Annotated in this window: 22 protein-coding genes and 2 pseudogenes; 11 read left to right on the top strand and 13 right to left on the bottom strand. The window is 71.2% G+C overall.

Going from position 1 to position 21,944, the window contains the following annotated elements; genetic code table 11:
• Window positions 1-999 carry an inorganic phosphate transporter gene (locus F1615_RS30430; protein WP_149552279.1) on the top strand — a complete coding sequence of 333 codons (999 nt, stop codon included), beginning with the start codon at window positions 1-3 and terminating at the stop codon, window positions 997-999.
• Window positions 1,000-1,255: 256 nt separating this feature from the next.
• Here the strand turns inward: F1615_RS30430 and pstB are convergent, their stop codons facing one another.
• The 10 genes and pseudogenes from pstB to F1615_RS35780 form a co-directional block, all read right to left on the bottom strand.
• Window positions 1,256-2,032 carry a phosphate ABC transporter ATP-binding protein PstB gene (gene pstB / locus F1615_RS30425; protein WP_149552278.1) on the bottom strand — a complete coding sequence of 259 codons (777 nt, stop codon included), beginning with the start codon at window positions 2,030-2,032 and terminating at the stop codon, window positions 1,256-1,258.
• A gap of 35 nt (window positions 2,033-2,067) precedes the next feature.
• Window positions 2,068-3,129: a phosphate ABC transporter permease PstA gene (pstA, locus tag F1615_RS30420; protein ID WP_149552277.1), complete on the bottom strand. Its 1,062-nt coding sequence runs from the start codon at window positions 3,127-3,129 to the stop codon at window positions 2,068-2,070.
• Window positions 3,126-4,130, bottom strand: coding sequence for a phosphate ABC transporter permease subunit PstC (gene pstC / locus F1615_RS30415; RefSeq protein WP_149552276.1), 1,005 nt, complete (start codon window positions 4,128-4,130; stop codon window positions 3,126-3,128). The genes pstA and pstC overlap by 4 nt, the downstream gene beginning before the upstream one ends.
• A 132-nt stretch (window positions 4,131-4,262) precedes the next feature.
• Window positions 4,263-5,393, bottom strand: coding sequence for a phosphate ABC transporter substrate-binding protein PstS (gene pstS, locus F1615_RS30410; protein WP_149552275.1), 1,131 nt, complete (start codon window positions 5,391-5,393; stop codon window positions 4,263-4,265).
• Between the two features lie 245 nt (window positions 5,394-5,638).
• Window positions 5,639-6,079: an NUDIX hydrolase gene (locus F1615_RS30405; protein ID WP_149552274.1), complete on the bottom strand. Its 441-nt coding sequence runs from the start codon at window positions 6,077-6,079 to the stop codon at window positions 5,639-5,641.
• An 11-nt stretch (window positions 6,080-6,090) separates the two neighbouring features.
• Window positions 6,091-6,897: pseudogene (locus tag F1615_RS36000) on the bottom strand (CHAD domain-containing protein); the annotation flags it as partial.
• Window positions 6,898-7,311: 414 nt separating this feature from the next.
• Window positions 7,312-7,797, bottom strand: a pseudogene (locus F1615_RS35995) (CHAD domain-containing protein); the annotation flags it as partial.
• The gene (locus tag F1615_RS30390) at window positions 7,778-10,144 is read right to left on the bottom strand and encodes an RNA degradosome polyphosphate kinase (protein WP_149552273.1); all 2,367 of its coding nucleotides are present in this window, start codon (window positions 10,142-10,144) and stop codon (window positions 7,778-7,780) included. The gene F1615_RS30390 and the pseudogene F1615_RS35995, both read right to left, overlap by 20 nt.
• Before the next feature lie 418 nt (window positions 10,145-10,562).
• The gene (locus F1615_RS35785; RefSeq protein ID WP_167533903.1) at window positions 10,563-10,721 is read right to left on the bottom strand and encodes a hypothetical protein; all 159 of its coding nucleotides are present in this window, start codon (window positions 10,719-10,721) and stop codon (window positions 10,563-10,565) included.
• Window positions 10,718-10,996: a hypothetical protein gene (locus tag F1615_RS35780; protein ID WP_167533902.1), complete on the bottom strand. Its 279-nt coding sequence runs from the start codon at window positions 10,994-10,996 to the stop codon at window positions 10,718-10,720. The genes F1615_RS35785 and F1615_RS35780 overlap by 4 nt, the downstream gene beginning before the upstream one ends.
• 85 nt (window positions 10,997-11,081) lie before the next feature.
• Here F1615_RS35780 and F1615_RS30385 point away from each other — a divergent pair, with 85 nt between their 5' ends.
• The gene (locus F1615_RS30385; protein WP_208818443.1) at window positions 11,082-11,393 is read left to right on the top strand and encodes a hypothetical protein; all 312 of its coding nucleotides are present in this window, start codon (window positions 11,082-11,084) and stop codon (window positions 11,391-11,393) included.
• Here the strand turns inward: F1615_RS30385 and mshD are convergent.
• A complete protein-coding gene (mshD, locus tag F1615_RS30380) occupies window positions 11,333-12,259 on the bottom strand; it encodes a mycothiol synthase (protein ID WP_149552271.1) in 927 nt (308 codons plus the stop codon). The two genes, F1615_RS30385 and mshD, sit on opposite strands and share 61 nt — an antisense overlap.
• A gap of 168 nt (window positions 12,260-12,427) precedes the next feature.
• Between mshD and F1615_RS30375 the strand changes: the two genes are divergently transcribed.
• A complete protein-coding gene (locus F1615_RS30375) occupies window positions 12,428-14,254 on the top strand; it encodes a bifunctional metallophosphatase/5'-nucleotidase (protein ID WP_149552270.1) in 1,827 nt (608 codons plus the stop codon).
• A 67-nt stretch (window positions 14,255-14,321) separates the two neighbouring features.
• Here F1615_RS30375 and F1615_RS30370 read toward each other — a convergent pair whose 3' ends face one another.
• Window positions 14,322-14,501 (bottom strand): DUF1737 domain-containing protein, encoded by a 180-nt coding sequence (locus F1615_RS30370; RefSeq protein WP_037930945.1) that lies wholly within the window; start codon window positions 14,499-14,501, stop codon window positions 14,322-14,324.
• A gap of 48 nt (window positions 14,502-14,549) precedes the next feature.
• A complete protein-coding gene (locus tag F1615_RS30365; protein WP_244328910.1) occupies window positions 14,550-15,188 on the bottom strand; it encodes an NAD(P)H-binding protein in 639 nt (212 codons plus the stop codon).
• 140 nt (window positions 15,189-15,328) lie between these two features.
• Between F1615_RS30365 and F1615_RS30360 the strand changes: the two genes are divergently transcribed.
• The 8 genes from F1615_RS30360 (at window position 15,329) to eccD (ending at window position 21,940) form a co-directional block, all read left to right on the top strand.
• Window positions 15,329-16,063, top strand: coding sequence for a TetR/AcrR family transcriptional regulator (locus F1615_RS30360; RefSeq protein ID WP_149552268.1), 735 nt, complete (start codon window positions 15,329-15,331; stop codon window positions 16,061-16,063).
• A 129-nt stretch (window positions 16,064-16,192) separates the two neighbouring features.
• The gene (locus F1615_RS30355; RefSeq protein ID WP_149552267.1) at window positions 16,193-16,525 is read left to right on the top strand and encodes a hypothetical protein; all 333 of its coding nucleotides are present in this window, start codon (window positions 16,193-16,195) and stop codon (window positions 16,523-16,525) included.
• A 58-nt stretch (window positions 16,526-16,583) separates the two neighbouring features.
• Entirely contained in the window at window positions 16,584-16,895 is a 312-nt protein-coding gene (locus tag F1615_RS30350) for a pore-forming ESAT-6 family protein (RefSeq protein WP_149552266.1), read from the top strand.
• 13 nt (window positions 16,896-16,908) lie between these two features.
• Window positions 16,909-17,295: a DUF6507 family protein gene (locus F1615_RS30345; protein WP_149552265.1), complete on the top strand. Its 387-nt coding sequence runs from the start codon at window positions 16,909-16,911 to the stop codon at window positions 17,293-17,295.
• A gap of 107 nt (window positions 17,296-17,402) precedes the next feature.
• The gene (locus F1615_RS30340) at window positions 17,403-19,649 is read left to right on the top strand and encodes a hypothetical protein (RefSeq protein ID WP_149552264.1); all 2,247 of its coding nucleotides are present in this window, start codon (window positions 17,403-17,405) and stop codon (window positions 19,647-19,649) included.
• Between the two features lie 24 nt (window positions 19,650-19,673).
• Window positions 19,674-20,129: a hypothetical protein gene (locus tag F1615_RS30335; protein WP_149552263.1), complete on the top strand. Its 456-nt coding sequence runs from the start codon at window positions 19,674-19,676 to the stop codon at window positions 20,127-20,129.
• A gap of 139 nt (window positions 20,130-20,268) precedes the next feature.
• Window positions 20,269-20,541: a hypothetical protein gene (locus F1615_RS30330; protein WP_149552262.1), complete on the top strand. Its 273-nt coding sequence runs from the start codon at window positions 20,269-20,271 to the stop codon at window positions 20,539-20,541.
• Window positions 20,542-20,557: 16 nt separating this feature from the next.
• Complete coding sequence (gene eccD, locus F1615_RS30325) at window positions 20,558-21,940, top strand: type VII secretion integral membrane protein EccD (RefSeq protein ID WP_149552261.1); 1,383 nt, start codon at window positions 20,558-20,560, stop codon at window positions 21,938-21,940.
• Window positions 21,941-21,944 lie beyond the last annotated feature (4 nt).

Raw genomic sequence — 21,944 nt, 5'->3', positions numbered from 1 at the left:
ATGGACACCTTTGCTCTGGTCGTGACCATCGGGGTCGCGCTCTTCTTCACGTACACCAACGGCTTCCACGACTCGGCGAACGCGATCGCCACGTCCGTGTCCACGCGCGCGCTGACGCCCCGGGTGGCGCTCGCGATGGCGGCCGTGATGAACCTGGCCGGCGCGTTCATGGGCTCCGGGGTCGCCAAGACCGTCAGTGAGGGTGTGATCCAGACACCCGAGGGCTCCAAGGGGATGGGGATCCTTTTCGCCGCGCTGGTGGGGGCGATCGTCTGGAACCTGATCACCTGGTACTTCGGGCTGCCGTCGTCGTCGTCCCACGCGCTGTTCGGGGGCATGGTGGGGGCCGCGCTGGCCGGTGGGACGACGGTGTACTGGAACGGGGTCCTCGACAAGATCGTCATTCCGATGTTCGTGTCGCCGGTCGTCGGTCTGATCGCCGGTTACCTGGTGATGACCGCCATCATGTGGATCTTCCGGCGGGCCAACCCGCACAAGGCGAAGCGGGGGTTCCGTATCGCGCAGACGGTCTCCGCCGCGGGTATGGCGCTGGGACACGGTCTGCAGGACGCGCAGAAGACGATGGGCATCGTGGTGATGGCGCTGGTCATCGCCGATGTCGAGGACTACGGCGATCCGATTCCGGTGTGGGTGAAGATCGCCTGTGCGGTGATGCTGTCCGCGGGGACGTACGCGGGTGGCTGGCGCATCATGCGGACGCTGGGGCGGAAGATCATCGAGTTGGATCCGCCGCAGGGGTTCGCGGCGGAGACGACTGGGGCGTCGATCATGTTCGGGTCGGCGTTCCTGTTCCACGCGCCGATCTCCACGACGCACGTGATCACTTCGGCGATCATGGGTGTGGGGGCGACGAAGCGGGTCAACGCCGTGCGGTGGGGGGTCGCCAAGAACATCGTTCTCGGGTGGTTCATCACCATGCCTGCGGCGGGGGCGGTGGCTGCGTTGTCCTACGGGGTTGTGCACCTGGCGTTCTTGTAGCGTCTTGGCGCTGCTTGTGCTGGGCGGGGGGTGCTCACGCAGCCCGGCGTGTGCGGGGTGCCTCGCCCGGAGGGGACACCCCCAGCGCCCACCCTTGCCGCCCCAGCGGCACGATTGCATCCGGCTGCGGCTGCGGCTGCGGCGGTGCGACTGCCCGCGGCCGCGGCGGTATGTGGAAGGGCCCGCCCCCGGGAGACCGGGGGCGGGCCCTTTGGCCTCGCGGTGGCACCGCCATGCAGCACCGCGAGGGGATCGGTCAGCCGAAGCGGCCGGAGATGTAGTCCTCCGTGGCCTGGACGGACGGGTTGGAGAAGATGCGCTCCGTGTCGTCGAGCTCGATCAGCTTGCCGGGCTGGCCGACCGCCGCGAGGTTGAAGAACGCGGTGCGGTCGGAGACGCGGGCCGCCTGCTGCATGTTGTGCGTCACGATGACGATCGTGAAGCGCTCCTTCAGCTCGCCGATCAGGTCCTCGATGGCGAGGGTGGAGATCGGGTCCAGGGCGGAGCAGGGCTCGTCCATCAGCAGGACGTTCGGCTCGACCGCGATGGCGCGGGCGATGCACAGGCGCTGCTGCTGGCCACCCGACAGGCCCGAGCCGGGCTTGTTCAGGCGGTCCTTGACCTCGTTCCAGAGGTTGGCGCCCCTGAGGGACTTCTCGACGACGTCGTCCAGCTCGGACTTCTTGTACTTGCCGTTCAGGCGCAGGCCCGCCGCCACGTTGTCGTACACCGACATCGTCGGGAACGGGTTCGGGCGCTGGAAGACCATGCCGACCTCGCGCCGCACGGCCACCGGGTCGATGCCGGGGCCGTACAGGTTCTCCTCGTCGAGCATGACCTTGCCGTCGACGCGGCCGCCGGGCGTGACCTCGTGCATGCGGTTGAGGGTGCGCAGGAAGGTGGACTTGCCGCAGCCGGAGGGGCCGATGAAGGCCGTCACGGAGCGGGGTTCGACGGTCATCGAGATGTCCTCGATGGCCAGGAAGGAGCCGTAGTAGGCGTTGAGGCCGCTGACGTCGATGCGCTTGGCCATGGGTATCACTTCTTCTTTCGAGTCCGGGGAGGGCCTTAGCGACCGGTCTTCGGGGCCTTCCAGCGGGCGATGCCGCGGGCCACCAGGTTGAGGATCATGATGAACGCGATGAGCGTCAGGGCCGCCGCCCAGGCGCGGTCGTACGCCGCACCCGAGCCGCCGCTGTTGGCGTACTGGAGGTAGATGTACATCGGCAGCGACGCCTGCGGGTCCTGGAACGGGTTGGTGTTGATGAAGTTCGTGACCCAGACCAGCAGCAGGACGGGGGCGGTCTCACCGGTGATGCGGGCGATCGCGAGCATCACGCCGGTGGTGATGCCGCCGAGGGAGGTGGGCAGGACCACCTTCAGGATCGTGCGCCACTTCGGCACGCCCAGGGCGAGGGACGCCTCGCGCAGCTCGTTCGGGACGAGCTTGAGCATCTCCTCGGTGGAGCGGACGACCACCGGGATCATCAGGATCGACAGGGCCATGGAGCCGGCGAAGCCGGAGGGGCCCATCTTCAGGATCAGGACCCACAGACTCAGGATGAACAGACCGGCGACGATCGACGGGATGCCCGTCATGACGTCGACGAAGAAGGTGACGGCCTTGGCGAGCTTGCCGCGTCCGTACTCCACCAGGTAGATCGCGGTGAGCACACCGATCGGCACCGAGATCAGGGTGGCGAGGCCGACCTGCTCCAGGGTGCCGAGGATGGCGTGGTAGATGCCGCCGCCTGGCTCGGAGTCGGCGACCACGCCCATCGAGTGGGTGAGGAAGTAGCCGTCGAGGACCTTCACGCCGCGCTTGACCGTCTCCCAGATGAGGGAGGCCAGCGGGATCACGGCCAGGATGAAGGCGACCCACACCAGGCTGGTCGCGGTGCGGTCCTTGGCCTGGCGTGCGCCCTCGACCTTCGCCGAGACGGCGTAGGAGCCGACGACGAAGAGGATCGCGGCGATCAGGGCCCACTGGATGTCGCTGTGCAGGCCGGCCGCGGCGCTGATGCCGTAGCCCAGGACGAGGGAGCCGGCGGCGACCGCCCAGGCGAACCACTTGGGCAGGGTCGCGCCGCGCAGGGAGCTGCGCTTGGGGGAAAGGGTTGCGTGGCTCATGCGTTGGCCCCCGAGTACTCCTTGCGGCGGGCGATGATCAGGCGGGCCGCGCCGTTGACCAGCAGGGTGATGACGAAGAGCACCATGCCGGAGGCGATCAGCGCGTCCTGGCCCATCACGGTGGCCTCGTTGAACTTGCTGGCGATGTTCTGGGCGAAGGTGCCGCCGCCCGGGTCGAGCAGGCTGGCGCTGATGTCGAAGGACGGCGAGAGCACCATGGCGACGGCCATCGTCTCGCCGAGCGCGCGGCCGAGGCCCAGCATCGAGGCGGAGATGACGCCGGAGCGGCCGAAGGGCAGCACCGACATGCGGATGACCTCCCAGCGCGTGGCGCCGAGGGCCAGGGCCGCCTCCTCGTGCATCCGCGGGACCTGCCGGAAGACCTCACGGCTGACGTTGGTGATGATCGGGAGGATCATCAGCGCGAGGAGGATGCCGATGGTGAACAGCGAGCGCGGGGCGCCGCCGTTCCACTCGAGGATGCCGGTCCAGCCGAAGTACTCGTCGAGCCAGCTGAAGAGGCCGTCCATGTTCGGCACCAGGACGAGGGCGCCCCACAGGCCGTAGACGATGGACGGGACGGCGGCGAGCAGGTCGATCACGTAACCGATGGCGCCGCCCAGGCGGCGGGGCGCGTAGTGCGTGATGAACAGGGCGATGCCCACCGAGATCGGGACCGCGATGACCATGGCGATGACCGACGAGACGACGGTGCCGAAGGCCAGGACAGCGATACCGAACTCCGGCGGGCTGCCGGCCGGGTTCCATTCGAAGGACGTGAAGAAGTTCGCCTCGTCCTTGCTGATGGCTATGGACGCCCGGTAGGTGAGGAAGGCCGCGATGGCGGCCATGAGGACCAGGACGAAGATGCCGGATCCGCGGGAGAGCCCGAGGAAGATCCGGTCACCGGGGCGGGTGGCACCTCGCGCGGCGCGCTTGTCCTGGGGCGCGGCCGGTCCGGGTGCGGGGGGAGCGGCGGGTTTCTGTGTGGTGATGTCCATCGGGTTCTCCGGTCTGCGGAGCCGCCGGGACGGACGGCTCGGTCGGAGCCTTCCGGGGCCGGGGGCTCCTGATGGCGGTGCACCGGACGGTGCGGACCGGCACCGTGGTCGGGGCCGGTCCGCACACTCGGGTCAGGCGAGGCTCGAGAGGGTCTCCCGGACCTTGGTGATGATCTCCTCGGGCATCGGGGCGTAGCCCGCGTCGGCCAGGAGGGCCTGGCCGTCCTCGGAGGCCATGTAGTTCAGGAAGGACTTGGTGGCGGGGAGGGTCTCCGCCTTGTTGCCCTTGTCGCACACGATCTCGTAGGTGACCAGGACGATCGGGTAGGCGCCGTCGGCGGACGGGGTGTAGTCCAGCTCCAGTGCGAGGTCCTTGCCGGTGCCGACGACCTTGGCCGCGCCGATGGCGGCGGTGGCGTTCTCGATGGTGGCCTTGACCGGCTCGGCGGCCTCGGTCTTGATGTCGACGGTCTTGAGGCCGTCCTTGGCGTAGGAGAGCTCGAAGTACGAGATGGCGCCCGAGGTCTGCTTCACCTGCTGGGCCACGCCGGAGGAGCCCTGCGCGGACTGGCCGCCCTTGGCCTCCCACGCCTTGCCGGGCTCGTACGACCAGTCCTTGGGCGCGGCCTCCTTCAGGTACGTGGTGAAGTTGTCCGTGGTGCCGGACTCGTCCGAGCGGTGGAAGGCCTGGATCTTCAGGTCGGGAAGCTTGGCGTCGGGGTTGAGCTTGGCGATCGCCTCGTCGTTCCAGTTGGTGATCTTGCTGTCGAAGATCTTGGCGAGGGTCGGCGCGTCCAGGACGAGGGTGTCGACGCCCGGAACGTTGAAGCCGACGGCGATCGGACCGCCGACCATCGGCAGGTCGATGCCCTGGCCGCCGGAGCAGATCTTCTTGGACTGCTCGATCTCCTCGGCCTCCAGCGCGGAGTCCGAGCCGGCGAACGCGGTCTGGCCCTGGAGGAACGCGGTGATGCCGGCGCCCGAACCGGTCGGGTTGTAGTTGACCTGCACGCCCTTGCACGCCGCGGAGTACTGCTTGACCCAGGCGTCGATGGCGTTCTTCTGGGCGGAAGAGCCGGAGGCCTGGAGCTGGCCCTTGGCGTCGCCGCAGTCGATGTTGCCGGCCTGCGCGGTCGCGGAGGAGTCGCCGCCGTTGCTGTTGCCACCGGTGTCGTCGGAGCCGCACGCCGTGAGGGCCAGGGCGCCGGAGACGGCGAGAGCACCGAGAGCGAGGGCCCGCCGGTTCTTGCGCTGAAGCTTCACTTGAGTTCCTTCCAGTGGCCGCCGTCCTGAATTCGGCGGCGTGCGAAGTGTGGGTGACGCGGTTGCCCCCTCTTTCGTCGGGCGAGCCGCATCGCGTAAGGCCGAAATTAGGCAGAACAGGTGAAGCGGCCGATTGGCGTAAATGAACGCGGGGTGAACCCCTGTGGACGGTGCGGTGAGGTCACGGAACGCTTACGTCGAGGACACGGGCGGATACCGGGCGGATACCGGGCGGGAACGGCCACCTACTCCGCGGGGCGGAGGGTGGCGAGGAGGGCGTCCACCAGCTCTGCGTCCCTGTCCTCGGTGAGGAGGGAGCGGGCGGCGTCCGGGGGGAGCCAGAGGATGCGGTCCACCTCGTCGTTCGGGGTGAAGGCGCCGGAGACCGCTTCGGCCGCCCAGTAGCGGACGCGTTTGGGGCGGCCGTGCGCCACGTAGTGCGCGCTGGGGAGCTCGGCGGCCGGCACGGCGGTGTGGCCCGTCTCCTCGGCGACCTCGCGCAGGGCGCCGGACAGCGCGTCCTCGCCGCGCTTGAGCTTGCCCTTGGGCCAGGACCAGTCGTCGTACTTGGGCCGGTGGACCAGGCACAGCTCGAGCTTGCCGGTCACCGGGGATCCGCGCCACAGGACGCATCCGGCGGCCTGGACGGTGAGGGTGCCGTTCTTGGCGGAGTCCGGGGTGCTCACCGTGTGCCTCCCTACGACGTGCCGATGGCTTCCTTCTGCCAGGCGCGCTGGAACGCGTACCGCGCTGCCTCCACCTCATGCCGCTGGTCGGCGTGGAGCACGCCCAGCGCGTACGCCGTGGCCGGGGCGATGCGCGGTGTGCGGGCCGCCTGCGCGGCGGCGGCCGCCGCCTCGGAGGCGTCGCGGTGCCGGTCGAGCGCCTCGCCGGCGGAGAGGAGACGCGGATCGGCGGGCGGGGCCGCGCCCGCGCCGGTGTGGAGGACCTCGCGGGCGTAGCGGTGCAGGCGCAGCAGGAGGCGGACCTGGTGCCAGGGGGCGTCCTGCGGGTGCGGGGCGGGGTCCGGGGAGAGCCCGTGGATCAGCGCCTCCGCGTTGTAGGGGCTGCCGGCGGTGAGCAGGGGCAGCGCGGTGACGGCGTCGGCGAGCCGGTCGCGCGCGGCGTCGGCGAGCGGACGCAGGTCGGCGCCGGCCGCGGCCGGGGACAGCGGCACCTCGCTGGCCAGTAAGGCCACTTTGTCGGCGATCCCGTGGAACCGGGAGGAGCCGAGGGCCTGGAGCGCGGTGGAGTGCGCCCGGGTCCGGGCCAGCGTGAGCTGCCGGTCCAGCAGGGCACCGGCCTTGGCGGCACCGACCGTGAGGTTTCCCCGCTCGGGCGCGGGTACGGTCCTCGCGGCCCGGGTGCCTTCGGCGGCGAGGACGGTGCGGGCTCCTGCGGGGGCGGCCGCGGTCGTGACACGCCGGGCCGCGCCCGTCGTCCCGTCGGCCGCGGCGACGGTACGGGCCGGGCGCCCGCGGGCGGCGGCCGTGCGGGCCGGGGTGCGCGGGACGGTGCCGGACGCGCCGTTCGGCGCGGAGGGGCCGGCCGCGGGGTGCCGTGCGGTACCCGCGTCCGGGGCGGGGCCGGTCGGCCCGGGGGTTCCGTCGCCGTGGGTGCCCGGGACCGTGTCGTCGCCGGGGCGGGTGTCCGTCGTGCCGAGGGCTTCGTCGGGCACGGGGGCCGTGCGGACCGGGGAGCCGTCGGACGTGCCGGCGTGGGGCGCGACCGTGGCGCTGGTCGTCGCGGCGGCGGGCCGGGGTGCGGTCGTGGGACCGCTGTCCGCGCCGTGCGCGAGGCCGGTCGCGTCCGCGCCGGTGGGGAGGACGGCGGAGGTGCCCGTCGCGCGGGCCGCCGCGGTGGGGGACGGGAGCGTGTCCGCATGGGCGCCGGTCGGGTCCGTGGTGCCCGGGGCCGTGTCGGCCGGGGCTGTTCCGCTCGTGCGGGGTGCCGTGCCGGCGGCACGGGGCGGGGCCGGGTTCATCGGGCCGGTGGCCGGGAGTTTGGTGCGGGCCGTCGTTCCCGGGCCGGTCGCTGCCTGGGGTGGGAACGAGGCCGCCCCCGACAGGCGGTGCAGGGCCAGGAGAAGCTGGTCCAGGCGGGAGGCGTAGGCGTGTTCCTGGGCCAGCGTGCCGGAGACCCAGGCCAGTTCGGGGCGCAGGGCCTCCGACCAGTCGGGGTCGAGGACCGGCTGGAAGGTGTGGAGGCTGGCGCTGATGCGGCGCGCCGCGCGGCGCAGCGCCCGGGCCGCCTCGACGGAACCCTCCGGCCCTGCCGCGCCCGCACCGGTCTCCCGGTGGAGGCGCAGCGCGCGGAGGAACTCGGTCGCCTGGGCCCGCAGATAGCCGGCCAGGGCGTCCGCCGGAACGGGTCCGGCCGTCGGGTCAAGGTGTCGCTGTGCCACGCCGGCGCCTCCGGGCGTCTATGAGCATCTCCTGGACGTTGCGCAGGGGCTGGCCGTCCGCGTCCGTCGAGTGCCGGGTCCACTCGCCGTCCGGGCCGAGGTGCCAGGACGCCGTGGTGTCGGACATGCCGGTCTCCAGCAGCCGGTTCAGAGCCGCCCGGTGAGCCGGGTCGGTGACCCGCACCAGCGCCTCGATACGGCGGTCGAGGTTGCGGTGCATCATGTCCGCGCTGCCCAGCCACACCTCGGGCTCACCGCCGTTGCCGAAGGCGAAGACGCGGGAGTGCTCGAGGAAGCGGCCGAGGACGGACCGTACCCGGACGTTCTCCGACAGGCCCTCCACGCCGGGACGGATCGCGCAGATGCCGCGCACCCAGATGTCGACCGGGACGCCCGCCTGCGACGCCCGGTAGCAGGCGTCGATGACGGCCTCGTCGACCATCGAGTTGACCTTGATGCGGACGTAGGCGGGCCGCCCCGCGCGGTGGTGCTGGGCCTCCTTGTCGATCCGGGAGACCAGGCCGTCCCGCAGGGACTTGGGGGCGACCAGCAGACGGCGGTAGGTCTCGCGGCGCGAGTAGCCCGACAGCCGGTTGAACAGGTCGGACAGGTCCGCGCCGACCTGCGGGTCGGCGGTGAGCACGCCGAGGTCCTCGTAGAGGCGGGCCGTCTTCGGGTGGTAGTTGCCGGTGCCGACGTGGCTGTAACGCCGGAGCGTCTCGCCCTCCTGACGGACCACCAGGGACAGCTTGCAGTGGGTCTTCAGACCGACCAGGCCGTAGACGACGTGGCAGCCCGCCTCCTCCAGCTTGCGCGCCCACTTGATGTTGGCGTGCTCGTCGAAGCGTGCCTTGATCTCGACCAGGACGAGGACCTGCTTGCCGGACTCGGCGGCGTCGATGAGCGCGTCGACTATGGGGGAGTCGCCGGACGTCCGGTACAGGGTCTGCTTGATGGCCAGCACGTCCGGGTCGGCCGCCGCCTGCTCCAGGAACGCCTGCACCGACGTCGAGAAGGAGTCGTACGGGTGGTGCAGCAGCACGTCCCGGCTGCGCAGCGCGGCGAAGATGTCCGGCGGGGACGCCGACTCGACCTCCGCCAGGTCGCGGTGGGTGCCCGCGATGAACTTCGGGTACTTCAGCTCGGGCCGGTCCAGGCTGTGGATGCGGAAGAGACCGGTGAGGTCGAGCGGGCCGGGCAGCGGGTACACCTCGGCCTCGCCGACCTTCAGCTCGCGCACCAGCAGGTCCAGCACCTCCCGGTCGATGGACTCCTCGACCTCCAGGCGCACCGGCGGCCCGAAGCGGCGCCGCATGAGCTCCTTCTCCAGTGCCTGGAGCAGGTTCTCCGCGTCGTCCTCCTCGACCTCCAGGTCCTCGTTGCGGGTGAGCCGGAAGGCGTGGTGCTCCAGCACCTCCATGCCCGGGAACAGCTCCTCCAGGTGCGCGGCGATGACGTCCTCGATGGGGACGTAGCGGCCGGGGGAGCTCTCCAGGAAGCGGGACAGCAGCGGCGGCACCTTCACCCGGGCGAAGTGCTTGTGGCCGGTGACGGGGTTGCGTACGACGACGGCCAGGTTCAGCGACAGGCCGGAGATGTACGGGAAGGGGTGCGCCGGGTCGACCGCGAGGGGGGTGAGGACCGGGAAGATCTGGTGCCGGAAGAGGGTGAAAAGGCGGGCCTGCTCCTTCTCGGACAGCTCGTTCCAGCGGACCAGGTGGATGCCCTCCTCCGCGAGTGCGGGAGCGACGTCCTCGTGGTAGCAGGCGGCGTGCCGGGCCATCAGCTCGCGGGAGCGGGCCCAGATCATCTCCAGCACCTCGCGCGGCTGGAGCCCGGACGCGGAGCGGGTGGCGACGCCGGTCGCGATGCGGCGCTTCAGACCGGCCACGCGGACCATGAAGAACTCGTCCAGGTTGCTGGCGAAGATCGCGAGGAAGTTCGCGCGCTCCAGCAGGGGGGTGGTGGGATCCTCGGCGAGTTCGAGGACGCGCTCGTTGAAGGCGAGCCAGCTGCGTTCCCGGTCGAGGAAGCGGCCCTGCGGCAGGGGGGCGCCGTCGTTGTGCGCCTCCTCGTACCCGTCGAGGTCGGCGTCGATGTCGGGTTCCAGGTCGGAGACCACTCCGGCCAGGGTGTGCGGGCGGTGGGCGGCGATGGAGCCCACGGAGGGCTGCGGGTGCTGTACCTGTGCCTGGGCGTTGGGCTGGCTCATGACCCCATTCTTCCGCGCCTGCGGCGTCACGGGCGCGTCGGAAAGCGCGGGTGGGAGCGGTGGTGGCCCTGAGGCGTCCCCGTTCCCCCCGTTCACCCGTCGGGGCGGTGCGGGCTCTGGCGCGGCGGGAGTCATTGGCCGAGCGTCGCAAGCCTGTCTGAATCGACGGTTACGGAGACATGACGTGCGGGATAGCGGGGGGCGGCCCACGGGGGGCGGCCACCCGTCCCGGGCACCGGGAAAGGGGGCGCCGTACGTCCTTCCCCCGCGGGCAGGGACGTACGGGCGGGCCGGTCGGGCCGTGCGGCGGCGCGGTACCGCGAACGCGGCGGCCGTGAGGAGGACGGCGACGGCAGGCACGATGCCGGTCTCCACCAGGTGCGGCGGCCAGAAAGGGGACTCCGGGTGGTACGTCGTGTAGGACCCGCCGGTGCCGGTGCGGCCCCCTTCGAGCCGCCAGGCGTGGCGGAGGCCTCGATGACGTCCACGCGGGTCCACGGGCCGCCCGAGCGGCCGGCCGCCGCCGCGCGCACCGCGTCCAGGGTGATCTCGTTCAGCCGCACCAGCCGCACCAGCCGCACCAGCCGCACCAGCCGCACCAGCCGGGCGACGAGGGCCGCGACGCACGCGCCCGGACGAGCAGGGCCGTGCGGCGCACCCGCAGCACCGTGCGGGGCAGCCGCGCCCGTGCCGCCGTACCCGTACCGCTCACCCGGCGCTCCGCCGTGCTGTGCCGGTGCGGTTGCGCAGCAGCCGGAAGGCCCCGTGGGCCGGCAGCGCGGTGACGGCGAGCAGGATGCCGGAGGCGACCAGCTGGAGCGGCCAGTAGTGGGCGGCGGGGTGGAAGTCGCGGTAGAAGCTGACGGCGCCTAGGTCCGCCAGTGCCGCCTCGCACTCGGGCATCATGCCGCTGTGGCAGGGAGCGGCCAGCCGGTCGCCGTCGGCGGTCAGGATGCCCTCGTCGATCCAGAGGCCCGACCCGGTCACGCCGTCCCGCGGGCCGCTGACCGTGGTGACCGAGGGTCACAGATACGGCAGGGCGGTGTGTACGCCCGCCCACAGCGCTCCGAGCGTGACGGCGGCCGTGGCGAGCGTCCGCCGGGGTGACGGCGCCCGGCCGGGTCAGGCGGTCGCCGGGTTCCTGCTCGCCCTGGCGGTGCTGGGCCCGCTGCTGACCCCCGGGAGCTGGGCCCTGTTCGTCACCCCGGACGACGCGAGGTGGGCGGCGGCCGACGACCGGTGGGCGGTCCTGCTGTGCGCGGTGCCGGCAGTGGGTGCGGTGTGCACGGTGGAACCGGTACGGCGTATCCGCTCCGGCCTGGCTCAGGTCTCCGTCCGGTACATGAGATCCGTCTCGTGCGTGACGAAGCCCAGCCGCTCGTAGACGGACACCGCGGCCTTGTTGTCGGCGTCGACGTAGAGCATGGCGGTCGGCAGTCCCCTGCCCGCCAGGTGGCGCAGCCCGATCGTGGTGAGGGACTTGCCGAGGCCGCCGCCCTGGGCGTCGGGGCTCACGCCGAGGACGTACACCTCTCCCAGTCCTTCGGCCTCGTGCACCTTGGTCCAGTGGAAGCCGACGAGCCGGCCGTCCCGCTCGGCCAGGAAGAACCCCTCGGGGTCGAACCACGGCTCGGCCTTGCGGTCGTCGAGGTCGCGCCGGGTGAGTGAGCCCTGCTCGGGGTGGTGCGCGAAGGCGGCGGCGTTCACCGCGAGCCAGGCCGCGTCGTCCTGCCCGGGGACGAACGTCCGTACGGCCACGCCCTCAGGCAGCACCGGGTCGGGCAGATCGAGCCCGGCCAACGGCCGCCGCATCTGCCGCAGTTCCCGGAAGAGCGTCAGCCCGAGCACCTGCGCCAGGTGCCGGGCGGCGGAGTGACCGCCGTGCGCCCACACGCGCAGCCGCTTCCCGGAGGCGGCGAGCAGCGCGGAACCGAGTGCCCGCCCGTGCCCGTTGCCCCGGTGCGAGGGGTGCACCACCAGTTCGGCGGCCGGCGGCTCCACCGGATCGGTGTCCTCCAACTGGGCGTATCCGACGAGTTCGTCGCCGACGGACAGCAGCAGGTGCGAGACGCCTTCCCGCTCCCGGCCGCGCAGTTGCAGGCGGCCCTGCTCGGACACCGCCTGCTGACCGTCGGTCCGGGCGGCCTCCGCGAGCAGGGCGAGCACCGCGTCGATCTGATCCGGGTCGAGCGCGGCATGGGTCCGGAGCGAACGGGGTCGGCCGGGCCGTGCGAAGTCGTCGCTGGTCATGCCTACGAGGGTAAGGGGACGGCGCGGAGGGGAGCGGAAGGCCGCCGCAAACCGGACGGCAACGGTGTCGGCGAAAGATAAACCAGGTCGTAACCCGGAAGCCCCTGTCGCGCTACGCGCGTTGACCCTAGGCTGCGCCGGTACCCACTCGGACCCACAGGGGGGCGCATGCCAGCCACATCCCCGGCGCACCACCAGCGCCGCAGACGCCGTACGAACCGTCTTCTCGCGACCGCCGCCGGTGTGCTCACCGCCGGTGCGCTGGCCGCCGCGGCCCTGCCCGGGTCGGCGAGCGCGGACGACAGCCGCGGGAGCAAGGACACCTCGCGCGGATACCACGGCCGCTACCAGGACGTGCAGCTGCTGTCGTTCAACGACCTGCACGGCAACCTGCAGCCGCCGTCCGGTTCTTCCGGCCGGGTCACCGAACTCCAGCCGGACGGCACGACGAAGACCGTCGACGCGGGCGGCGTGGAGTACCTCGCCACGCACCTGCGCGAGGCCCGCAAGGGCAACCGCTACTCCATCACCGCCGCCGGCGGCGACATGGTCGGCGCATCCCCGCTGATCTCGGGCCTCTTCCACGACGAGCCCACCATCGAGGCGCTGAACAAGCTCGACCTGGACGTCACCTCCGTCGGCAACCACGAGTTCGACGAGGGCGCCGCCGAACTGGGCCGCCTGCAGAACGGCGGCTGCCACCCGGTCGACGGCTGCTACACGGACGAGGAGTTCGAGGGCGCCGACTTCCCGTACCTGGCGGCGAACGTCCTCGACGAGAAGACCGAGAAGCCCCTCCTCAAGCCGTACTGGGTGTGGAAGCAGAAGGGCGTCAAGGTCGGCTTCATCGGCGTGACCCTCGAGGGCACCCCGGACATCGTCTCCGCCGAGGGCGTGAAGGGCCTGTCCTTCAAGGACGAGGTCGAGACGATCAACAAGTACGCCAAGGTGCTCCAGCGCCAGGGCGTGAAGTCGATCGTCGCGCTCATCCACGAGGGCGGCTTCCCGGCCTCGTCCTCCTACAACTACGACTGCGACTCCCCGGGCGCCGGCGACGGCATCTCCGGCCCGATCGCGGACATCGCCGAGAACGTCACGCCCCAGGTGGACGCGCTGGTCACCGGCCACACCCACGCGGCGTACGCCTGCACCATCCCGGACCCGTCGGGCAAGCCGCGCACGGTCACCTCGGCCGCGTCCTTCGGCCGCCTGTACACGGACACCACGCTGACGTACGACCGCTGGACGGGTGACATCGCCCGTACGGCGGTGAAGTCCGCGAACCACGTCGTCACCCGGGACGTCCCCAAGGCGCCCGACATGACCCGCCTGATCGACCGGTGGAACACCCTCGCCGCGCCCATCGGCAACCGCCCGATCGGCTACATCGCCGGCGACATCGTGAAGGACGGCACGGAGTCCCCCCTGGGTGACCTCATCGCCGACGCCCAACTCGCGTACGGCAGGACGCTGGACGCGGAGACCGACCTGGCGCTGATGAACCCCGGCGGTATCCGCGCGTCGCTCACCCACGCGGCCGGCGGCAGCGAGGGCGACGGCGTGGTGACGTTCGCCGAGGGCTTCACCGTCCAGCCGTTCGCCAACACGGTCAACCTCCAGGACTTCACCGGCGCGCAGCTGATCCAGGTCCTGAAGGAGCAGGTCAGTGGCGGGAACGAGGCGGCTCCGAAGATCCTGCAGATCTCCTCGGGCCTGACCTACACCCTGGACCTGACGAAGACGGGCGCGGACCGCGTGGTCACGGACTCCATCAAGCTGAACGGATCCGCGATCGACCAGGCCGCCACCTACCGCGTCGCGACGAACAGCTTCCTCGCGGGCGGCGGCGACGGCTTCCCGACCCTCGGCCAGGGCACCAACGACCTGGTCGGCGAGGACGACCTGACGGCCCTGGAGCGGTACCTGACGGCCAACTCCTCGGCCACGTCCCCGCTCGCGCCTCCGGCGGCGGACCGCATCACCATCGTGCGGTAACCACTGCCGGCGGGGCCGGTACGGGACGACGACACGTCCCGTACCGGCCCCGCCGCGTGTCCGGCTCCTACCCGCCCCACACGACGGCCTGCGCGACGATCACCCGCTCCCCGTCGAAGGTGACGGCAGGCCCCGCGTGGAGCCTGTACCCCATCTCCAGCGCCTCGCTGACCCGCCGGCAGAACGCGGCGTCATCGGGCCCGGTCAGTACGCGGTACACGGGCAACCCGTCCGGTGGTGTCGACATGCCCCCACGGTGCCACACGGCTCACGCGTGCCCGCTCGGGCAGTGGGGTCACCCGGAGCCGTGGGCGAGGGCGCTGGGTGTCATGCGGCCGACGATCGCGGGGGCCTCCCGGACGAGTGTGTCGTCGGTGAGCGCCTCCACCATGAACAGCGCGAAGTCCACGCGGCGGGTGAGGTCGCCGGCCAGGACCGGATCGCCCACGTGCCGGCTCCACACGGGCAGGCCCTGACTCTCACCCTCCTCCAGGCTGCTGCCGCGCACCACGGTCCACCGGGTGTCGCTGGCGAAGACCCGGCGGCACGCCTCCACCTGGTCGTCGATCTCGACGGCGCGGAAGAGTTTCCCCAGAACGGACGCCGCGCGGACGCCCAGCAGGAACATCCGTGAGTACCTGTCCTTGCCGTCGCGCGTGATGTGCCAGCCGCAGGAGAAGACCAGACGGGCGCCCGGCCGTGCGTGGTCGAGCACCGCCTGTGCCGTGCCCGACGCGTACTGCCGCACACCCCAGGGCACCAGCACCGTCAGTACCCCGTCGCACCCGGCGACCGCCCGCCGGATCACCTCCGGGTCGTTCGTGGGCCCGGGGACGACGGTCATCCGGCCCTCGAAGGCCGCCAGCTTCGGCACGCTGCGTTCCCGGCACACGCCGACCACCTCGTAGCCGCGGTCGAGCGCGTGCCGGACCATGTACTGCCCGAGCTTCCCGGAAGCCCCGATGACGCAGACCTTCTTCACGACAGCCCCTCCGCCGAACGTCGACCTTATGGTGTAAGGAACGCTAGCCTTACGCTATAAGGTGGTCAAGGCGCAGGGAAAGGAGAGGGCGGATGCCCGAGGGAGCCAGGGGCCGGCGCGGGACGTCGGGGCGCACCCCGCTCAGTCGCGAGCGCGTGATCCGTACGGCGGTCGCGCTGGCGGACGAGAAGGGGTCGGCCGCGCTCACCATGCGGGCCATCGCGGAGCCCTTGGGTGTCGAGGCGATGTCGCTCTACCACCACGTGGCGGGCAGGGAGGACATCCTCGACGGCATGGTGGACGCGGTGTTCGGCGAGATCGACCTGCCCCCGCGCGACACGGACTGGAAGAGCGCCATGCGTCATCGCGCACTGTCCGCCCGTGCCGTCCTGCGGCGCCATCCGTGGGCCGTCGGCCTGATGGACTCCCGCTCCCGGCCGGGCCCCGCGACGCTGCGCCACCACGACGCCGTCATCGGGGCGCTGCGTGCCGGGGGCTTCTCCGTCGCCATGGCCGCGCACGCGATCTCACTGATCGACAGCTACCTCTACGGCTTCGCGCTCCAGGAGGCGAGCCTGCCGTTCAAGGACACGGAGGAACTGGACGAGGTCGCGGGCGCCATCGTGCGCGAGATGCCCGCCGGCACCTACCCCCACCTCACCGAACTGGCCACCGAGCACGTCCTCAGGCCCGGCTACGACTACGCCGACGAGTTCCCCTTCGGACTCTCCCTGATCCTCGACGCCCTCCACCCGGACGAGCACCCGACAGGTCGAACGGTCGCCTCGGACTCCTCTTCAGCCTCAGTTGATGAACCACCGCGGTGAGCGCGGGTGAGTCGGTGTGACGGTGGGCACCCTTCGCGCCAACTCCCCTTATCCGCATTGCGTTTGCAATAGTGGTGCGACAGGATGTTCGAGTGCGCGTGAGGCGCGAGTGACCACGGGGGTGGGTTGATGAAGTTCGACATGGGGTCGACGACGCTGTCGGAGCTGGGGAAGAGCACGATCGGGTCGGTCGACGACCTGGGGACTCTCATCCGGTTGCTGATCCAGGCGGCGGAGCCGCTGGAGGGCAAGTTCAACGGGGCGGGCAAGGCGGCCTTCGACACGTTCAAGCTGCACGCGGACGAGATCACGAACGATCTGAACGGTTCGCTCAACGCGATCCTGGGCGGTCAGGCCGGCATGGACACGGCCTTCGGGACCGGTGACCAGGAGCTGGAGACCAACGCCCACCAGAACATGGGGTCGGCGAACTTCGACGCGGCGCGGTTCGGGGCGCGGTAGGACGCGGTCGTCGGCGGTTCAATGGTCAACTTTGCTGTTCTCTAGGGGGAAGTGAGTCATGGGGCAGAACCTGGACCGGCGCTCGTACGACACGGGTGCCTCGGGTGAGGTGCAGATCAGTCTGCACGGGGTCATCGGGCAGCTGGAGCGGGTGCTGGCGGACCGGGACCGGGCCGTGAAGGCCGCGATGGCCGACTTTACGGCCGACGGGGTGGCCGACGAGTACCACGGCAAGGAGAACCGCTGGCACCGTGCGGCCGGCGAGGTCCGCGAGATCATCCGCCTGGTGCGCACGACGATGGAGCAGAACGACGGCACCGCGCAGTCGACGCTGGCCAGGGCGCGGGCGGCCGTCGACAACATCGGCTGAGGCGGACTGACGCATGACGGGGTGGGACATATCGCCGTCCGGTGTCGAGTTCGTGACCTCGCTGGTCCAGGACGCGATGGACGACGTGGCCAAGGACGTCAAGGCGTACGGCACGGACGTGGAGAGCGCGGCCACGTCCGCGGGGACCATCAGCGGTCCGTACTGCGGTGCCGCACCGACCGGTGCGATCGGGGCGGCGCTGGCGCTGTTCGTGGAGCGGACCGCCGGTGACGTGCTGTTCCTGGGAGCGCGAGCGGCCAAGTCGGTGAACGGTGCCCACGCGGCGACGGCTCACTACGTGCTCGGCGACGAGGAGATGGCTGCGCGTGCCCAGCGCAGGGCCCTGGCGGCGCCCAGGATCGACCTGCCGGGCAAGGGCGAGGGGGACGGCGAGAAGTGATCAGTCCGGGGGGGATACCGCAGTTCACGGGCGACTTCGACGAGTTGGACAGGGACGTGTCCGCTCTGCGGAGTGACGCCATCGGCATCCGCAACGGGGGCGCGGACGTGCACGCGCGCTTCCAGATGCTGGAGGCGTTCTACACCGCGCCCGAGGCCGAGGCACTGTTCGCCACCACCCAGCCGGTGATGGACACAGCCGATGAGTTCGCCGCGAAGCTCGAGACCGTGGCCGACGCCCTGGACACGTTCTCCGTCGAGGCCCGTCCGCTCGCCGAGCGCCTGAAGCAGCTCAAGGCGGACGCCGTCGCCTTCACGGACAGTGTCGAGGGCGACGACGACTGGACCGAGGACGAGAAGAAGGTCGACCGGAACAAGCAGCTCGTCGATGACGTGTCCGCCACGCAGTTCGCCTTCCAGGACGCGGAGCGCCGCGCCGCGAGCAGGATCTCCGCGGTCGTGGGCGGGCCGGCGTTCGTGGCGGACGACGGCAGCGGGCTCGTCAAACGGGGCACGGTGACGTACGGCTACGACGCCGATCTGTTCGAGGGCGCGAAGGAACTGCCCTGGGGCAGTGTGGACGACAAGACGTACGACCCGTGGAGCCTGGACTGGTTCGGCCACGGGGCCAAGAGCGTCTTCTGGGACGGCATCTACAAGGACGGCATCGAGGCCGGTGCCAAGGGGCTGTGGGCGCTGGCCACCGGGGACGGCGAGGCCTGGAGCGGGCTGAAGGACGTCGTCACCGGCATCGGTCTCTACACCATGACGCCGTACGACGCCTTCATGGACTGGGCGGTGGGCCCGGACGAGGAGAGCGAGGACGAGGTCAGGGCGAAGAAGGCGGCCAAGGAGTTCGCCAAGGGGATCGTCGCCTGGGACCAGTGGGAGGAGAACCCGGCGCGGGCCACGGGGACGGTCATCTTCAACGTCCTGACGCTGGGCGCCGGGCCTCTCGCGGCGGCGTCCAGGGCCGGCAAGGGGGGCCTGGCCTCGAATGCTGCCGGCGCCGCCTCCAAGGCCGGGCTGTACATGGACCCCCTGTACGTGGGCCTGAAGGCGACGGGCGCGGCGGCGGGCAAACTGCCGAAGCTGTCCGACCTGACGTCGAGGATCACCGCGGGCGCGGGCGCCGCGGCGGACGCCCAGCGCGTCCACAGCGTCATCGAACTGGAGGACGGCTCCCGAGTCGTCATCGAGAACGGCGAGTTCGTTCCCTACGACAGGCACGGCATCGTCGTGGCCGACGCACCTGTGCGGCAGCGTTCTGCTACGCCGGAGACGGCCGTGGTGCGAGAACGAGAGCTCGCGGGAGTCGGTGCAATGGCGCCCACGTCAGCTGCCACCGCCCGAGTGGGTGACGAGCTGCTGACTCCTGTGGAGCGTGGCGGGCCCAGGGCCACCGGCAGCGCGCGTGAAGCCCGTGTCGGGGCGGGAGCGGGACATGGTGCCGATCCCAGACCTGGTCCGGATTCCGGAGTGCCGGGTGGCGGGGCAGGCCCACGCGACTTGGCCGGGGTCGGCGCCCGAGCTGAACACGGCACCAGCTCCGCGCCGCTTGGCGGTGAGCAGACACCGGGGCAGACCGGCACGGAGGGTGGCGGCCATGCGGCTGCGCGCGACAGCGGCGCGGGGAGGCCCGCCGGTGCGGGGGCCGTCGAGCGGCCCGGATCCATTGGCGGGACGGGAGAGCGTGGGCACGCCGGGGCGGGCGGCGGGGATGGCGCTCGCGGTCCTGAGTCCGACCATCGCCCGGCCGATCACGAATCTCCGAATACGCGGAATGCTGATGAATCATCTGCGGAACCAGGAGACGGCCCGGATCGCGAGCACCAGCCTGACAGACCTGACGGCAGACCTGACTTCACACGCCCCGAACTCATGCCGGGCAGAACCAGACGAACTCTGCGTCAGATGCAGGCCATGCGCCACGGCCGGGCACGGTTCAAGGGTATAGAGGACTTCTTCCGCGAGATGACGGCCGGTGCGCCCGAGCGCCACTACCCCGTACCGACCCATGACCACCCCTACTACCCGGTGGGGGCACCCAAGGGTCGCAATGTCGACGTGCCTGTCGATCTGCCGGACGGCCGCACTTTGGCCATCGAGGTCAAGCACTACCAGGGGTGGCGTACGGTCACGCTCACAGATGGAAGTACCAAACCCGTGAAAGGTGAGGTCGAACTTAACAAGGGCCTCATCGAACAGATCAACAAGGATCTGACGCTACGCCGTCTGGATCCCAAGTTCGATCCGCGCTGGGTCTTCTCCCACGCGCCCCCGTCACAGGCGCTGCGGAACTATCTCATCCAGGCGCGCATTATCTTCGTCGAATACGGGCCACCGCCCAAGTAGGCAAACCCACAGAAGGTGCACCACGTGAGCAAGAGGAGCGAACCGGACCTGCAGCGCTGGACCGAGGAGGGCCGCCGCAACATCATCGACGTCGCGGACATGCTCGAGGTCCCCCCGGAGGTCTACACCCGTGACCCCACGAGCCTCATTCCGGCTCTTCAGGACTACGTCTCGCGCGCCCCGCTCGACGAGTTCGAGCAGTCCGACTGGATCACCCTGCACGCCGACCTGACGTCCTACGTGGCCGACTTCCTCATCCAGAAGTACGGCGCGCGCTGGGCTGTGACGGACGACCCCACCGTGCCCCGTGGACACCGCTACGTCATCGAGGCGACCGGTCGCGACGGGCAGACCCACCAGATCGACCCCACCGAAGTCGTGAAGATGGAATTCGCCAGTCCTCCCATCGAAATCGTCCGGATGCTGGCCACCGCGGAACTCACCTTGCACCTCGCCTCCCAGGCTGGCGAGGGCGAATGACGCGTCCCACAGCTCAGAGCGGGAGGTTCCATGGCCCCCGGGCTCTCGCCATCACCTGCGTTGCCCATGACGGGGAAACGCCCATCGACGTCGAGTCGGAGCACCTCCTCCAGCACGACTGGCTCGGTGAGTTCCCCACGTGACCGCGCAGGACTACGACAACCAGCTGCTCGAGTCCGTGGCCGTTCGGCGGCGGCGGCTTCGGGATGCGTTGCTCTTCGGGGTGCAGCGGCAGCGGCGGACGGTGGACGAGCGGATGGGGAAGGTGTTCGCCGGGGTGGTGATCGCCGCTGTGGTGTGTGCCGGGTGTGTGGGGTGGTCGTTCCTTTCGCATCGGGTGATCGGAGAGGGTCCCTACGCGACGCCCGGCGTGCCCTCCTCTGCGCCCTCCGACGCCCCGTCCGCCCGGTGATAGGTTCGAACGCGTGATGGCCACGGGGACTTTGAGTGGTTCTGTGACGGGTGGCCGTACGGCTCTCAGCCGGGTCACGCTCGTCGGTGAGCGGCGGCGGGTCGATCTCGTACTGCCGGCCCGGGAGCCCGTCGGGATCCTGTTGCCCGAGATCATGCGCCTGCTGGACGACCGGGTCGGGGAACGGCCCGAGTTGCGGCACCTCGTCACCCCGGACGGCTCCGCTCTCGCCCACGACAGCACCCTCGAGTCGGCCGGTGTGCCCGACGGGGCCGTGCTGCGGCTGGTGCGCGTCGAGGACGCGCCGTCGGCCCCCGTCGTGCACGACGTGAGCGACGAGGTCGCCGACGACCTGGCCGCACGGGCCTGGCGCTGGCGCCCCGAGGTGCGGCGGGTCGTCGCCGGGGGCGCGAGCGCGGGGTGGGCCCTGATCGCCGGGGTGCTGGCGCGGGACCACTTCGAGCCGGCGGGCGTGGGAGCCGTGCTCCTCGTCGAGGCCGCCGTCTGCGCACTCGCCGGCGCGCTCTTCGGACGGGCTCGGCGGTACGGGCCGGCCGGGAGCCTCCTCGTCACCGCCGCCGCGCTGGGCGCCCTCGGGGTGTGGACCGTGGCCGCCGCCCAGGGCTGGGACGGTGCCGTTCGGCTCGCGGGTGTGGTCGCGGTGGTGGCCGGGGTGCTGGCGCTCGCCGGGTGGTTCACGCCGTTCGGGCGTGGGGCGCTGGTCGGTGCGGGCAGCGCCCTCGGCTGTCTGGTGCTGTGGGAGGCGGCCGTCGTGACGCAGGGCGGGGCCGGTGGTGCCGCCCAGCAGACGCGCGTCGGTGCGCTGCTCGCCCTTGTCTCCGTGGTGCTGCTCGGAGTGCTGCCGCGGCTCGCCTTGATGGCCTCGGGGCTGACCCGGCTCGACGACCGGCGTACCGGTGGCGCGTCCGTGAGCCGCTACCAGGTGGGGACCGCGCTCGCCGCGACCCATCGGGGGCTGGTGCTCGCCACCGTCGTCCTCGCCGCGTCCGCCGCCGCCGGCGGGGTGCTCGTCCTGCGGACCGTGTCCGTGTGGTCGGTGCCGCTCGCCGTCGTCCTGCTGGTCGCGCTGGCCCTGCGGGCCCGTGCCTTTCCGCTGGCCGTCGAGGTCGTGGTGCTGTTCGGCGCGGCCGCCGTCGTCGCGGTGCGGCTCGTCGTGGTGTGGCTCGGGAGCGGTTCGGCCGGCGCCGGACCCCTCGCCGTGCCGGTGCTGCTCGCCGGCGTCTGTCTGGCCGTCCTGGGTGCCGAGCCCGCCGAGCACGTACGCGTCCGGCTGCGGCGGCTGGGGGATGCCGTGGAGTCCGTGGCCGTGATCGCGCTGGTGCCGCTGGTCATCGGCGTGTTCGGGGTGTACGGGCGGCTGCTCGGCACCTTCGCCTAGAAGG

Source organism: Streptomyces marokkonensis, assembly GCF_008312835.1.
GTDB classification, from domain to species: domain Bacteria; phylum Actinomycetota; class Actinomycetes; order Streptomycetales; family Streptomycetaceae; genus Streptomyces; species Streptomyces marokkonensis_A.
The sequence above is the reverse complement of the archived record's forward strand: the minus strand, read 5'-3'. Positions and strand labels throughout refer to the sequence as shown.